The sequence below is a fragment of the Labilibaculum euxinicum genome (genome assembly GCF_963678175.1).
Lineage (GTDB): Bacteria > Bacteroidota > Bacteroidia > Bacteroidales > Marinifilaceae > Labilibaculum > Labilibaculum euxinus.
The window spans coordinates 4,966,701-4,981,489 of the sequence record NZ_OY782756.1; the positions used below are offsets into that span (position 1 = coordinate 4,966,701).

13 protein-coding genes are annotated in these 14,789 nt (G+C 37.6%); 6 read left to right on the forward strand and 7 right to left on the reverse strand.

Annotated features, from left to right (window positions below; all coding sequences use genetic code 11):
* Window positions 1-22: 22 nt before the first annotated feature.
* The 6 genes from nqrF to ACY0M5_RS19655 all read right to left on the reverse strand — a co-directional run bounded on the left by nqrF (window position 23) and on the right by ACY0M5_RS19655 (window position 6,113).
* Window positions 23-1,312 (reverse strand): NADH:ubiquinone reductase (Na(+)-transporting) subunit F, encoded by a 1,290-nt coding sequence (gene nqrF, locus ACY0M5_RS19630; protein WP_461631698.1) that lies wholly within the window; start codon window positions 1,310-1,312, stop codon window positions 23-25.
* 126 nt (window positions 1,313-1,438) lie between these two features.
* Window positions 1,439-2,056, reverse strand: a complete 618-nt coding sequence (nqrE, locus tag ACY0M5_RS19635; protein ID WP_101308273.1) for an NADH:ubiquinone reductase (Na(+)-transporting) subunit E — start codon at window positions 2,054-2,056, stop codon at window positions 1,439-1,441.
* A gap of 20 nt (window positions 2,057-2,076) precedes the next feature.
* Window positions 2,077-2,721: an NADH:ubiquinone reductase (Na(+)-transporting) subunit D gene (locus ACY0M5_RS19640; RefSeq protein ID WP_101308272.1), complete on the reverse strand. Its 645-nt coding sequence runs from the start codon at window positions 2,719-2,721 to the stop codon at window positions 2,077-2,079.
* Window positions 2,722-2,728: 7 nt separating this feature from the next.
* Window positions 2,729-3,436 carry an NADH:ubiquinone reductase (Na(+)-transporting) subunit C gene (gene nqrC, locus ACY0M5_RS19645; RefSeq protein WP_124992346.1) on the reverse strand — a complete coding sequence of 236 codons (708 nt, stop codon included), beginning with the start codon at window positions 3,434-3,436 and terminating at the stop codon, window positions 2,729-2,731.
* 113 nt (window positions 3,437-3,549) lie between these two features.
* The gene (locus tag ACY0M5_RS19650) at window positions 3,550-4,734 is read right to left on the reverse strand and encodes an NADH:ubiquinone reductase (Na(+)-transporting) subunit B (RefSeq protein ID WP_461630328.1); all 1,185 of its coding nucleotides are present in this window, start codon (window positions 4,732-4,734) and stop codon (window positions 3,550-3,552) included.
* Between the two features lie 23 nt (window positions 4,735-4,757).
* Window positions 4,758-6,113, reverse strand: a complete 1,356-nt coding sequence (locus tag ACY0M5_RS19655; protein WP_124992348.1) for a Na(+)-translocating NADH-quinone reductase subunit A — start codon at window positions 6,111-6,113, stop codon at window positions 4,758-4,760.
* Between the two features lie 208 nt (window positions 6,114-6,321).
* Here ACY0M5_RS19655 and ACY0M5_RS19660 point away from each other — a divergent pair, with 208 nt between their 5' ends.
* From ACY0M5_RS19660 to ACY0M5_RS19685, 6 genes are all read left to right on the forward strand, one after another.
* Entirely contained in the window at window positions 6,322-7,611 is a 1,290-nt protein-coding gene (locus tag ACY0M5_RS19660) for a type IX secretion system plug protein (RefSeq protein ID WP_461630329.1), read from the forward strand.
* Between the two features lie 159 nt (window positions 7,612-7,770).
* Window positions 7,771-8,130: a hypothetical protein gene (locus tag ACY0M5_RS19665; RefSeq protein ID WP_461630330.1), complete on the forward strand. Its 360-nt coding sequence runs from the start codon at window positions 7,771-7,773 to the stop codon at window positions 8,128-8,130.
* Window positions 8,131-8,145: 15 nt separating this feature from the next.
* Window positions 8,146-9,120, forward strand: a complete 975-nt coding sequence (gene bioB / locus ACY0M5_RS19670; RefSeq protein WP_461630331.1) for a biotin synthase BioB — start codon at window positions 8,146-8,148, stop codon at window positions 9,118-9,120.
* A 522-nt stretch (window positions 9,121-9,642) separates the two neighbouring features.
* The gene (gene nhaC, locus ACY0M5_RS19675; RefSeq protein ID WP_461630332.1) at window positions 9,643-11,103 is read left to right on the forward strand and encodes a Na+/H+ antiporter NhaC; all 1,461 of its coding nucleotides are present in this window, start codon (window positions 9,643-9,645) and stop codon (window positions 11,101-11,103) included.
* A gap of 154 nt (window positions 11,104-11,257) precedes the next feature.
* Entirely contained in the window at window positions 11,258-12,889 is a 1,632-nt protein-coding gene (gene pruA / locus ACY0M5_RS19680) for an L-glutamate gamma-semialdehyde dehydrogenase (protein ID WP_461630333.1), read from the forward strand.
* Between the two features lie 217 nt (window positions 12,890-13,106).
* Window positions 13,107-13,412, forward strand: a complete 306-nt coding sequence (locus ACY0M5_RS19685; protein ID WP_101308262.1) for an FtsB family cell division protein — start codon at window positions 13,107-13,109, stop codon at window positions 13,410-13,412.
* Between the two features lie 26 nt (window positions 13,413-13,438).
* On the opposite strand, the gene ACY0M5_RS19690 is transcribed toward ACY0M5_RS19685, so the two are convergent.
* Window positions 13,439-14,710: a glycosyltransferase family 2 protein gene (locus ACY0M5_RS19690; RefSeq protein ID WP_461630334.1), complete on the reverse strand. Its 1,272-nt coding sequence runs from the start codon at window positions 14,708-14,710 to the stop codon at window positions 13,439-13,441.
* Window positions 14,711-14,789: the final 79 nt, after the last annotated feature.

A 14,789-nucleotide genomic window follows, 5' to 3' on the forward strand; every position in this document is an offset into this window, starting at 1 on the left:
TTCGAGGCTTGTTATATATAAATTACGATCCGAAATCGTCAAATTCAACCATTTCGTCTGGTACTCCTAATTCATACAGCATGTTTGTAACAGCTGAATTCATCATTGGAGGTCCGCAAAGGTAATACTCAACATCTTCCGGCTCCTCATGTTTGCATAAGTAGTTGTCGTAAATCACCTGGTGAATAAATCCAGTTGGTCCATCCCAATTATCTTCCGGCTGAGGCTCAGATAGAGCTAAGTGCCACTCGAAATTAGGGAAATCAGCAGCGATAGCATCGAACTGATCTGCATAAAACACCTCTTTTAAAGAGCGTGCACCATACCAGAAAGTAGCCTTACGACCGGTTTTCACTGTATGGAACAAGTGAAAGATATGAGAACGCATTGGAGCCATACCAGCACCACCACCAATAAACATCATCTCGTTGTTAGTCTCTTTGATAAAGAACTCACCGTAAGGTCCTGAAACGGTAACTTTATCACCTGGTTTACGAGAGAAAATAAAAGAAGAACAAATACCCGGATTCACATTCATCCAACCACCGTTTACACGATCGAACGGAGGAGTTGCAATACGAATGTTCAACATTACAATATTTCCTTCGGCAGGATGGTTAGCCATTGAATAGGCACGATATGTAGGTTCAGGATTTTTCATTTTAAGATCAAACATCTTAAATTGCTCCCACTCCCCACGATATTTATCTTCAATAATCATATCCTTAAAGTCAACATCGATTTTAGGTACATCAATTTGAATGTACCCTCCCGATTTGAAATCAAGAATTTCACCTTCCGGCAATCTAACTACAAACTCTTTAATAAAAGTAGCTACGTTTTTATTGGAAACCACTTCACATTCCCATTTCTTGATTCCCATAATTTCCTGAGGAATCGACATGCTAATGTCTTCTTTTACTTTTACCTGACAAGCCAAACGCCAGTCGTTCTGAGCTTCTTTACGAGTAAAATAACCTGTTTCTGTTGGTAATATACTACCTGCTCCGTCATGCACCTGACACTTACACATTGCGCAGGTTCCACCACCACCACAAGCTGATGGTAAGAATATTTTCTGAGCTCCTAAAGTTCCCAATAGGGTATTGCCTGGCTCTACAACCAATTTTAGGTTTCCTTCATTAATATCAATAGTAACCTCTCCCGATGGAGTAAGTTTCTTTTTGCATACAAAAGGATAGAAACCAGTACCAGGATCACAAGTAGGAAAATCACAATACTTGTGGCAATAACTGTTCCCTGTGTTGTTAATAATATCATCTCTATTCCAGTTTTTAAAATTATGAATGATTAATCATTAATTAAGAATTAGGGCTTATCTGTTCAAATGATATTGATTTTCAAATCAAACAAATAACCTGTATTCTATAATTTACAATTATAACTCATAAATTATAATTCATAATTAGTTAAAAGCTTAGAGTTTGATCCCCATAAAGCTCATAAATGCAATTCCCATTAAACCTGTTACAATAAATGTAATTCCAAGTCCACGTAATGGCGCAGGAATATTTGAGTAACGGATTTTTTCACGAATTGCAGCGATACCAATAATAGCAAGAAACCAACCAATACCTGATCCAAGACCAAATGAAGTTGCTTCTGCCAAAGTTCCGTAGTCTCTTTCCTGCATGAAAAGAGATCCTCCTAAAATCGCACAATTAACCGCAATTAAGGGAAGAAAGATACCCAAAGAAGAATAAAGAGCCGGAGCAAATTTTTCGACAATCATTTCAACCAACTGCACCAAAGAAGCAATTACTGCTATAAACATGATAAAGCTTAAAAAGCTTAAATCAACATCTTTAAATGAAGGATCTACCCAGGTAAGAGCTCCGCTAACCAGAATGTACTTGTTTAGCAGGTAATTTAAAGGAACGGTTATTCCCAAAACAAAAATTACAGCGATACCAAGACCCACTGAAGTTTTTACCGTTTTTGAAACAGCCAGATACGAACACATTCCTAAGAAGAATGCGAACACCATGTTGTCGATAAAAATCGACTTGATAAATATATTAATCAGATTTTCCATGTTTCGATTTTTCTTTACAATTAGTTCGACTCAATTAAAGATTTATCTCTAGATCTTTGAACCCAAATAATAATTCCTACAGTAATCAATGCCATTGGAGGAAGAATTATTAAGCCGTTGTTTTGATATCCCATATCATAAAAGGCTTTCGGTACCACTTGAAATCCATAAATTGCACCTGATCCCAACAATTCACGGAAGAAAGCTACAATTATTAAAATTACGCCATAACCGGCACCGTTACCAATTCCATCCAGAAAGGCTGGCCATGGCTTATTACCAAGAGCAAAAGCTTCCAAACGTCCCATAATAATACAGTTAGTAATAATTAATCCTACAAATACTGAAAGTTGCTTACTTACTTCGTAGGCAAAAGCTTTCAATACCTGATCAACTACAATTACCAATGCAGCTACAACTACAAGCTGAACAATAATACGAATACGTGAAGGAATTGTATTTCTTAATAATGATATAATAACATTAGCAAATGCAGTCACAGCCATAACAGATAGGCTCATCACCACTGCCGGTTCCAACTTTGCTGTAACCGCCAGAGCTGAACAAATTCCTAATACCTGTACGGTAATCGGGTTGTCGCTACTCAATGGATTTTTCAGCAATTTCCGATTTTTAGCGGAGAATAATGGTTCTTTATCGCTCATCTCGTGCTTATTTTGAAGATTTTAAATACATTTCATAACTGCTTAGGTTTTCACGAAGCATTGCCTCTAAACCTTTTGAAGTAACAGTACCACCGGATACCGCATCGAATTCATGAGGATGACCAACAGCACCACCACCTTTAACCAAAGCTAAAGAAGTAAACTTTCCTGTCTCATCAAAAATTTGTTTTCCAGAAAATGGTTTCTGAAATTCAGGTTTCGAAATTTCTGCACCTAAACCAGGAGTTTCGCCTTTGTTTCCGAATGTAGCGCCATAAATGGTTTTTCCATCCTGTTCCATAGAAACAAAGCCCCAAATAGGTCCCCACATTCCTCTGCCTCTAATTGGAATAATCATTTTCTCCCCAATTCCCTCTTTCTTAAAAATGAAAACCGGTAATTTTCTTTCTTCCAATTTCTTTTTGTTCTCAATTTTCAAGTCTACAGCAAAAGTTGCATCCTTATCTTCCGAAGTAATATCTCCCTTCGAATTAACAATAAAAGATTGTACAATAAATTGATTGTATAACTCTTCTGCATCTTTAGGAGTGGAAGCAATATTGACAGCTTTTAAAATGTCTTGCTTTTTCTCTATTTCGATATTCCTCGTTTGGCGCGGCTTAAGTTGCAAAGCAGCAAAAGAAAGAACCGCCGCAACTAACACCACCATAATGGAGGCATAAAGAAATGTATATGTATTGCTTTGAGTATTCATGTGATTAATAATTTATATTTTTAATTGCCACATGGAACTCGCCATATTTTACCTGTACTTGTTCCGATAAAATTTCAGTCATGGCTCGTTTCATTTTCTAATTGATTATTTGTTTAAGCACTCACCTTAACCCGTTTCAATCTTCTTTTGATATTTCCCTGTACCACATAATGATCAATTAGCGGTGCAAAAGTATTCATCAGTAGAATCGATAACATCATAGCTTCCGGGAAACCTGCATTCAATACGCGAATCAAAACAGCAAGGAAACCAATTAGGAAACCATAAATATATTTACCTCTGGCTGTTTGTGCTCCCGATACCGGATCAGTAGCCATAAATACAGCACCAAAAGCAAAACCACCCATAATTAGATGCTGCCATGCCGGTATCAATTCCATATAAGAATTACCACCAATCAGGTTGAAAAGCATTCCCATTACATATCCTCCGGCAAATACCGAAACGATAATTTTCCAGCTGCCAATTCCTGTTGCAATTAAAATGACTGCTCCAATTAGAATAGCTATTGTAGATGTTTCTCCTATTGATCCTGGAATCAAACCAACAAACATATCCCAAACATTTGAAAGATGTTGTTGATAAAGAGTAACAGCTGCATCACCTTTTACATCAACCAAATTGGCCGCATGTGCCAATGGTGTTGCTCCTGAAAAGCTATCCGCTTTTTCTGCAATCCAAACTGATTCACCAGACATTTTTGATGGGTAAGCAAAGAAGAAGAATGCACGGGCAACTAAAGCCGGATTCCAAATATTCATTCCAGTTCCGCCAAATACTTCTTTACCAATAACTACAGCGAATGCAGTTGACACAGCTACCATCCAAAGAGGAGCCGTAACAGGCATTATTAAAGGTATTAGCATACCCGAAACAAGGAACCCCTCGTTTACCTGATGACCCCGCATTTGTGCAAATGCAAATTCAATACCCAAACCAACCACGTATGAAACAACGATAATCGGAAGGATTTTAATCAAACCATAAATACAAATATCTAAAAAATCAGTATTTGCAAGCTCGCCAACAGATAGGAAATGCTGGTATCCTGTATTGTAAATCCCAAATAGTAATGCAGGAATTAAAGCCATAACAACAATCGACATTGTACGCTTTAAATCAATAGCATCTTTTATATGTGTACCGGTATGGGATGTATGATCGGGAACGAATAGAAAAGTTTCAAATGCCTCGAAAGACGACTGCAACTTTGCAAACTTCCCACCCTTTTGAAATAAGGGTTTCTTTTTATCAAGAAATTTTCTTAGTGCTTTCATTATATAATATTATCCGTTTTTTCTTAGCTCATTTCTTTAATCATCAGATCAATTCCTTTACGAACCAAATCCTGTACATTAATTTTCGATGTACAAACGAATTCGCATAAAGCAAGATCCTCCGGAGCAACTTCGTATATTCCCAACTGTTCCATTTGATCGATATCCTCAATCATAATGGATTTAACCAATTGTTGTGGAAGCACATCCATAGGTAATACCTTGTCGTACTCGCCTGTCATTACGAAAGCCCGATGCTCCCCATGAAGATTAGCATCCAAACGGTATTCTTTATTTGGTGTTAACCAAGAGAAGAATGTTTTCGACATTGAGAATTTCTGTAAACCAGGTAATGCCCAACCTAAAAATTCGAATTTATCTCCTTCTGGAATAACGGTAATTTGTGAGTCGTAAAAGTTAAGAAATCCGTCTTCAGAGATTTGTTCTCCTGTTAAAACATTGCCTGAAATAACGCGGATTTTCTCATCATCTTTCAATTTACCTTTTAAGATATTTCGTACAGATGCTCCCAAAATTGTTTCAAAATAACATGGGGTTTTCACTTCAGATCCGCAAAGTGCAATTTTACGACTTACATCGTAGATGCCTTTTGTGAATAATCTTCCGATGAAAATAACTTCCTGCGGACGAATAACCCAAGCTACTTCTCCTTTATTCATCGGGCTAATGTGGTGAATCTGAATACCAACATTTCCTACAGGATGAACACCTGTAAATTGTCGTACTTCTACATTCTTAGCTCCCGAAATAATTTTACTTTGGTTCAGATTAGGATTCGTATTTAAATATAACTTTCCATCAGTCAATTTTGCCAAAGCATCAAGACCCGCCTGAAATGCCACTGCTTCATTCTCCAAAAGGAAGTCAATATCCGCGGCCAATGGAGCCGTATCGAAAGCTGAAACAAAAATTGCTTTCGGAGTATCTTCAGGTTTCGCAATCACATCGTAGGGACGTTGACGAACAAATGCCCAAAGACCACTTTTCAACAACTTTTCCTTTATCTCCTCACGGGAAAGTACGTTAGGGTCAGCCTTTTTAAACTCCTGGTATTGAATCTCAGCATCTGCTTGAATCACTACCTCTAAAATCTTTCTTCGTTCTCCACGATTTACGGCAATAACCTTACCACTGACCGGAGAAGCAAAATTAATTTCAGGACAGTACTTATCGAAAAACAGAGAATCTCCTGCTTTTATTTCAGCATCTACCTTAATTTTTAATTTAGGTGTTAATCCGGGGAAATTGGATGGTTTAATGGCGTATGTCTCAGAACGATCAGCTTTTTCAAGTACCTTTTCAGCCTTTCCTGCCAGCTTAATATCTAAGCCTTTTTTGATCTTTTTAACTTCAGACATGTTAAACTATTTGAATTTATTAATTTGCATCAAAAATAACTAATTTAATCTCTAATTCACAATCTTTACACTGATACGCGATATGTTATTGAACGCTATGCGCATCATTTTTAAGGAGTCGTAAAATTTTCGAACACAAATATATAAAGCAATTTTGTATTTTTGAAGTCATTTGTTCTATTTTTAACCAGCATATATACATATTCAAATGCATAAAAATCTAGTTGTTTACATAAGCATTATATTTCTTATCCTTCCAAAGGGATTGTTTGCATACAACTCTGAATCTGAGACCGTTTATTTCAATGAAATACTAAAAAAAAGCATCCATACTGTTCTGATGCATCCGGTTAACTGGGAACTAACAGAACCAATTATAGAACTTAATGGAGATAATCAACTCCTTTTTTCTTTTGATGACATTACAGAAAATATTCAGGATTACTCCTACAAAATTATCCATTGCACATCTGATTGGCACAATTCCGGCTTAAGTGAATTTGATTTTATTGATGGTTTTACTGAAAACCAGATTCAAGATTACGAACATTCCTTTACTACCAATGTTGGTTTTATTCATTATTCCCTGAAAATCCCCAACAACGAGATACAATTAAAACTATCAGGCAATTACATCCTTGAAATCTATGAAGATTTCGATCCTGAAAAAGTAATTATCCGGCAACGGTTTATGCTTTTGAATTCGAAAGTTGAAATTAAAGGAGATGTAAAACATCCAATTGCAATTGATTTAAGAGAGACACATCAGGAGGTCGATTTTAGTATTCTTCATCCAAATTTCAATATTGATAATCCTCATGCTGATTTACAAGTTGTGCTAACTCAAAACGGGAGATTAGATGGAAGTGAGAAAAACCTAAAACCTCTTTTTATCCGTAAAAATGAATTGGTTTTTGATTACGAAATGGAAAATGTTTTTCCAGGAGGCAACGAATTCCGAAATTTTGATTTGAAAAGTCTGAGGTACCAAACCCGCTATATCAAAGAAATCACCAAAGAGAATGAACAAACAAATGTTCTGTTGACAGCTGGAAACAACCGTCATTTTAAACAGTACATTTACGAACAGGATTTAAATGGCCGGTTTTTAATTGATGTTCAGGAAAGAGACGAACCATCTACCGAAGCAGACTATTGCAATGTCACATTTTGCTTGCCGTTCGACAATGAAATTAAGCATGGGAATCTTTATGTTTACGGCGGCTTCTGTAATTGGACTTGTTCTGATAAAAACAAAATGGAATACGATTTTGATACCGGCAGCTACCGCAAAACAATTTTCTTAAAACAAGGATACTACAATTATCAATACGCCTTACTCGAAAATGGAAAAAAGACACCTGACCTTACGTATATTGAAGGCTCGCATTGGGAAACCGAAAATAACTACATGATTTACGTTTACTATCATGATATAGCTTTAAATTACGATATGCTGATTGGTTACAAAACCATTAATTCAACGTCTAAATTTTAGACCAAAGATCAAAGCACAAGGACCTTGTATGCAAAGTCATTACCCGACAGATTCCTATATGTTGTAAAAGTATTTCCTTCTTAAAAAAAAAGAATACTTTTGACTCCGAAATAGAGAGAATCATTATCTTGCTTTTTCTTAATTTAAATTTAAACACATATGAATCCTGTTTTTAACAAAGGTCGATACAAATCGGACTCGCAGGTATTCAGACGATGGAGCCGAAAAGGCTATGCGGCTTTTGCCAGCATGAACAAGGAAATTACAATTTCCTGTATCAACACCAGTTATAATTTACTGGTTCCATCAACTGAGTGCGGCTTTTCCGGATTTTGCTATGTACCGTTAAACAGCAGGGATAAGAATGAGACTGATGAATTGGAAGCCTTGCGCTTCGAACTCATGCAAGTTAAGGTACTGCAAAACCAGAGCACGACCAAAACCAGTCAGACTGAACCTCATCAACAAACGAAAAAGGTTCTTTCTACTAATTCCTATTCCCGCAATTTTAGAAACTAAAAAAGAACCTAAGTTATGAGTGATATCAGAAACAACTGGACACACGAAGAAGTTAAAGAAATTTACGACCTGCCATTACTGGATTTGGTGAACAAAGCAGCCAACCTTCACCGCAAGTACCACGATTCTACAAAAATGAACATGAACACCTTAATTTCGGTTCGTACCGGAGCATGTTCACAAGATTGCAGATATTGTGCCCAATCTGCCCGTTACAACACACATGTAAAACCAGTAAAATTAAGCTTGGAGCAGGTTTTGGAAGAAGCCAAAATTGCCAAAGAGAATGGTGTAAAACGTGTTTGCCTGAGTTCTGCCGGCAGAGATGGGAATCGTGATGACCGTTTCAACGAAATGGCTGAGATGATTACCGAAGTAAAAAAGCTTGGACTGGAGGTTTGTTGCACCATGGGAATGATCAACAAAGAAAAGGCTGCAAAATTAGCTGATTTGGGAATTACTGCCGTAAATCACAACATTGATACTTCGGAGCGTCACTACCCTAACATCACCACCACACGTACATACAGTGAAAGACTCGAAACTCTTGCCAATTTGCAGGAAGCGGGTATCTCTTACTGTTCCGGCGGTATTTTAGGGATGGGCGAAACCGACGAAGACCGTATAGAAATGCTTCGCACGCTATCCAATCAGGAAAATCACCCTTACAACGTACCGTTGAATTCATTGGTGCCGGTTGAGGGAACTCCGTTTTTCGGAAAAGAAACCATTGGTATTTTTGAAATGGTACGTGCCGTTGCAACTGCCCGTATTCTGATGCCAAAAGCAGTAATCGCTTTTGCTGCAGGCCGGACCCATTACAGTCAGGAAGGACAAGCGCTTTGTTTCCTTGCCGGTGCAAACTCTATCTTTTTCGGAGATAAATTGCTTACCGTAAAAAACATGACGGTGAACGAAGATCAGCATTTGCTGGATAGTATAGGAATGGTGCCAACGCGTTATCAGGAGCTGACTACTTTGGAGGAATAGAAATATACCCATACATTATAGTTATAAGGGATGTGCTTGCAGCATGTCCCTTTTTTCATTCTTAGGAGATCATTTTTCGTGTACTTTTTCTGCCTTTCCGTCACTTTTTAGCAATTCCCCCGACTTTTCATCCATTTATTTCACTTTTCAGTGACTTTCTGTCATCTTTCAGCAGTTTCCCCAGCTTTCCATCAATTTATTTCACTCCTGAGCAATTTTTGACTTCTCTTGAGTGATTTTCCTGCGCTTTTTACTGCATTTCCCTACTCTTGAGTAATTTTCCCGACCTCATGTGATATTTCCCTGCGCTTTTTGATATTTTTCTATACTCCGGAGTAAAAAAACTGTATCCTGCACTGGCCGGTATTTATTTTGGATCAATTTTTTTACGCTTTCGCAATTCCCAATCTTCATTTAACAATCAAACCTGCATAATACGAAAGCAATAATTATACGTACCATTTCTTTTCCAATTGTTTTTTCGTAAGTTCACCCCCTATATTAACCGACCACAAACCACAAATGAACGAAAAAAACAAAACCATCTCCCTTTTGGAGTCCCTTATTCCAATTATTTTACTAATTATTCTGCTAAGTGTAAATGCAATTGTTTTTGGCGATGGAGCAATTGAAGGTGCCAATCAGTTTTCACTTTTAATGGTAGCTGCTGTTGGTGGACTAATTGCTCTGCGACATGGTAAAAACTGGGATGACCTTCAGAAAGGGATTGTTGAAAGCATTAGTACGGCAATGCCTTCGATGCTGATACTGCTATTAATTGGTTCTTTAGCAGGCACGTGGATGATTAGCGGTGTGGTTCCAGCAATGATTTACTACGGATTGGAATTTCTCAATCCAAAGTTGTTCCTAATGCTATCTGTAGTAATCTGTGCAATTGTTTCAGTTGTTTCAGGGAGTTCATGGTCGACCATTGCAACCATTGGAGTTGCTTTACTGGGTGTTGGCAATGCAATGGAATACAATAACGCCATTGTAGCCGGTGCAATTATATCAGGCGCATACTTTGGCGATAAAATTTCTCCCTTATCCGATACAACCAATTTGGCTTCGGCAATGGCAGAGGTCGACTTATTTGTACACATTCGTTACATGATGTATACAACCATACCTTCCATCCTTATCACTCTGTTGATTTTTCTGGCGATCGGTTTTAATAAGCAAGGAGAGATTAATCCGGAAAGCATTCGTGAGGTTCAGGCAGCTATAAAAGCAACATTTACAATTACTCCTTGGCTGTTTTTGGTTCCTATATTGCTCTTTGTGATTATCAGCAAAAAGGTGCCTGCCCTGCCTGCAATTTTTGCCGGCACATTAATAGGAGGCGTATTTGCCATTATTTTTCAGCCACAGATTATTCAGCAAATTTCGGGAAGCGGCTCCTATATACAAGCTTGTTATCATACGGTAATGCAATCCATCTTTACGGATATTAGTATTCCTGTTCAAAATAAAAATATTCAGGATTTATTATCGACGGGTGGAATGGCCGGGATGCTCAATACCATTTGGCTGATTTTAACCGCTATGGTTTTTAGCGGTGTTCTGGAAACAGCAGGCATATTGCACAAAATCACCGAAACCATGCTGAAAGCAGTTAGTTCCACCGGATCGCTGGTAACAACTACAGTGGCCAGTTGTGGATTTCTGAACCTGACTGCTTCGGATCAATACATTTCTATTGTAGTTACGGGAAGAATGTTTTCGGAATCGTACAAAGATCAGCATTTAAAACCTGAAGTTTTGAGCCGAACTCTTGAAGATGCAGGAACTGTTACCTCTGTGTTAGTTCCCTGGAATACTTGTGGTGCCGCGCAGGCTGGAGCATTGGGTGTAGCGACTGTTGCCTTCGCCCCTTTTTGTTTTTTCAACATCATTAGTCCTATAATGACCATTGCTGTTGCTTACCTAAATATTAAGATTAGAAAAACAACTGATCCTGCTGTAGAATCAGCACAAATATAAATTTAATCACAGCTTGAAAAACTTGTGAAATTCTTACCCTAAAAAAGTTTCTTTTCTTTTTTAAAAGTATGACAATACTCATTACTGATGCTTTGTGTTTTCTTTAAATTTGCAAAGAAAGAAAATAATAAATAACCCTTAAAACCACATCATTATGCCCAAAGGTATATACAACGTTCCTGCCGTAACTAACGAGCCAATTTTATCCTACGCTCCTGGATCTCCAGAAAGAGCTGAATTACAAGCTACAATTAAAAAAATGCGTTCCGAAGTGATCGATGTGCCTATGTACATTGGTGGTGAAGAGGTTCGTACGGGCAATTTATTTGCAATGACTCCTCCTCATGATCATCAGCATGTACTAGGTCATTATCACCAAGGTGAGAAAAAACATATCCAAATGGCTATTGATGCTGCTTTAGCTGCAAAACCAGCTTGGGAAGCAATGGCCTGGGAGCATCGCGCTTCTATTTTCTTGAAAGCTGCTGAATTAATTTCCGGTCCTTACCGTCAGAAATTAAATGCTGCTACTATGTTGGGACAATCGAAAAATGCATTTCAGGCTGAGATTGATTCTGCCTGTGAAATTGCTGATTTCCTTCGTTTCAACGTTCAGTACATGACTGATATTTACAAACAACAACCGATATCTTCAAAAGGAATTTGGAATCGCGTAGAGCAACGTCCGCTGGAAGGATTTGTATTTGCACTTACTCCTTTCAACTTTACAGCTATTGCCGGTAACCTGCCAACAGCTCCTGCTATGATGGGTAACTGTATTGTTTGGAAACCATCTAAAACTGCTGTTTATTCGGCTAAGGTTTTAATGGAAATCTTTATGAAAGCCGGTGTTCCTGCCGGTGTTATCAACTTGGTATATGTATCAGGTCCTGCTGCTTCTGAAGTACTATTCAGTTCTCCGGATTTTGCAGGTATTCACTTTACAGGATCAACAGGTGTATTCCAGGACATTTGGAAAAATATTGGTGAAAACATCCATAAATTCAAGTCTTATCCACGTATCGTAGGTGAAACCGGTGGTAAAGATTATATTTTCATGCACCCGACTGCTCCTGCTAAAGAAGTAGCGACTGCAATCACCCGTGGAGCATTCGAATATCAAGGACAAAAATGTTCTGCTGCATCCCGCGCTTACATTCCTGCAAGCAAGTATGAAGAAGTAATGGCGTTTGTAAAAGAAGATTTGAAAAAAATTAAAATGGGTGGAACTGAAGACTTCACCAATTTTGTGAATGCAGTAATTGACGAAACTTCTTTCAATAAATTATCTTCAGCTATCGATGCAGCAAAAGCTTCTCCTGATGCAGAAATCGTGGCAGGTGGTACTTACGACAAGTCGGTAGGTTATTTTATTGCTCCAACTATTATCAGAGCTTTAAAACACGATTATATAACTATGGAAGAAGAGCTGTTTGGCCCTATCCTTACCATTTTTGTATACGAAGATGACAAGGTAGATGAGACTTTGGATATCCTTGATAAAGGTTCAATGTATGCCCTTACCGGTGCTATCTTTGCTGATTGTCGTTACGCTATTGAAAAACTAGTGAAACGTTTAACTCACACAGCAGGTAACTTCTATATTAACGACAAACCAACAGGTGCTGTTGTAGGACAACAACCATTTGGCGGTGGAAGAGGATCCGGAACCAACGATAAAGCGGGTTCTATGATCAACCTATTGCGTTGGGTTTCTCCACGTACAATTAAAGAAACTTTTGTTTCAGCTACAGATTATATGTATCCTAACTTTTTAGAGGATTAATCTTAAAGATCTGATATATCAAATGTGAGATTTGAGAATAAGAAAATCAATCTTTTGATACCAAAATTGAATTGAGTAAAACGACCGGAGTTCTCTTCGGTCGTTTTTCATTTACTTAGCTTTCATCGAATCAAACTTCCTACTCTTTTACATTTCACCCCTCCTACTTTCAGACTTTCACATATTCTTTGTAATTTAGCATGCAAATAGAAACAAAATGAATCAGAAGAAAGCACAAATTATAATTCTCAGAATTGTACGTAACAAATACGTAATCACTTTTCTGATCTTTTATTTTTGGCTTTTCTTTTTCGATCAACACTCTGTTTGGGAACGAAAAGGAAATGAAGATACTATTGAATCTCTTGAAAAAGAAAAGGCTTACTTTATTGAGAAAATTGAAACAGACAAGAATCGGATTCACGAGCTGAAAACCAATCGTAAAAATCTTGAAAAATTCGCCCGCGAACAATATTTAATGAAGAAAAAAGGCGAAGATATATTTATAATGATAGAAGAATAAAGACGTTGCAGGCAACGTCTTTTCTATTATTCATGGTTTTTTTCGTACTCCCTATAAATCTCCAGCAACTCCTTTGCAGAATAAATCCCTTTGGTTTCGATACCAAGATCGATGAGTAGTTGTTTGGCACAAACAACAATGCTCTCCTCATCAATAAATTGCTCGTGAACATTATTCAGGTATTTCAGTACTTTAAAAGCATTAAAAGCTCCAAAGAATTTCTTCCGAAATGATTCGACACTGGAACAGTTTCGGTTAATTTCCTCCAATGCTTCAAAGAAATTATCCTCTTTTAAATAGGAACGTACGGGACCTGGAAGATCAACAATCAATTTATTTAAATAAGTATCGTAATCAACACCAAAAAAATCATCGGCACGATCAAAAAATTTTTTCACATCCTTAAAAGCAGAGTAATTGTAGGTTTTGTAATCGATAATTCCTTTTTCCATAAAGGTGGAAATTGCTTTGCCTGTTCCAAATGGAACCCGATCTGACTCTCTTGGTGAAGGAATAACTCTGGTGGTTTTAATCTCATAGAACTTACCCAAAGCAATAATTTTCTGCAGAAAATAAAAATCTTCACCTGCCTGCCGGCGATTCATTCCACCTTGCATGATATAAGCTTTTGCCGTAACAGCAAAACTGGAACCTACCGTATGAAAGGCGTGCGGATGACCGGCATACCGCATGGCCAACATATAATACCGCAGGTAAAGTTCGTACTGAGCAATGGCATCATAAATTGGCTGATCGAATTCTGTTCCCTCCAAAGGATGCTCGTAAAATATGTTAGCTCCATTCGCCTTTGGATGCTTTTTGAACATCTTCTCAATCTCAACAAAATAATTGGCATCACATCCCGAATCGGCATCAAAACCAGTAATAATTCCATTTGGTTTGTCAATTTTATTGAAACGACTTACCGCCTCATCCATCGCAATTTTTCGCGCCAAACCAACTCCTGCAAATTTCTTAGGCAAATTTGGCTGATGAATTAAATAGAATTTCAACTTCTCATCCTGATGATCTGCCATCCAGTTCGTTGCATCAGCAATGGTTTTCTCATTTTGTGCAAGTATTTCTTTGCCGGCCAACTCTCCTGAATTCACAATTACGATTACTTCTGCATTGCAATCCGGACGTTCGCAATTCCACAAAGCCTGTAAACCTGGAATCAAATCAGGCTCATTAAAGCACGGAATAGTAACAATGATATTTAGTTGTTCCGAAGCTATATCTTTAATATAATCGGGATACAGACGTTGTTTTTTCAGATAGTTATCAGCAAAAGCCATAGTTTTATTTTAGAGTTGAGAATTGATAGTTTCTCCATCGAAACTAATCTTCATTTCTCAATAAACAGCAATTTAAATT

Bases quoted from the DNA above. Each gene is read 5' to 3' on its own strand.
- nhaC (WP_461630332.1), top strand. From the start codon at position 9,643: ATGAACGAAAAAAACAAAACCATCTCCCTTTTGGAGTCCCTTATTCCA.
- ACY0M5_RS19665 (WP_461630330.1), top strand. From the start codon at position 7,771: ATGAATCCTGTTTTTAACAAAGGTCGATACAAATCGGACTCGCAGGTA.
- ACY0M5_RS19685 (WP_101308262.1), top strand. From the start codon at position 13,107: ATGAATCAGAAGAAAGCACAAATTATAATTCTCAGAATTGTACGTAAC.
- nqrE (WP_101308273.1), bottom strand. From the start codon at position 2,056: ATGGAAAATCTGATTAATATATTTATCAAGTCGATTTTTATCGACAAC.
- ACY0M5_RS19690 (WP_461630334.1), bottom strand. From the start codon at position 14,710: ATGGCTTTTGCTGATAACTATCTGAAAAAACAACGTCTGTATCCCGAT.
- ACY0M5_RS19650 (WP_461630328.1), bottom strand. From the start codon at position 4,734: ATGAAAGCACTAAGAAAATTTCTTGATAAAAAGAAACCCTTATTTCAA.
- ACY0M5_RS19660 (WP_461630329.1), top strand. From the start codon at position 6,322: ATGCATAAAAATCTAGTTGTTTACATAAGCATTATATTTCTTATCCTT.
- nqrC (WP_124992346.1), bottom strand. From the start codon at position 3,436: ATGAATACTCAAAGCAATACATATACATTTCTTTATGCCTCCATTATG.
- ACY0M5_RS19655 (WP_124992348.1), bottom strand. From the start codon at position 6,113: ATGTCTGAAGTTAAAAAGATCAAAAAAGGCTTAGATATTAAGCTGGCA.
- ACY0M5_RS19640 (WP_101308272.1), bottom strand. From the start codon at position 2,721: ATGAGCGATAAAGAACCATTATTCTCCGCTAAAAATCGGAAATTGCTG.
- bioB (WP_461630331.1), top strand. From the start codon at position 8,146: ATGAGTGATATCAGAAACAACTGGACACACGAAGAAGTTAAAGAAATT.
- pruA (WP_461630333.1), top strand. From the start codon at position 11,258: ATGCCCAAAGGTATATACAACGTTCCTGCCGTAACTAACGAGCCAATT.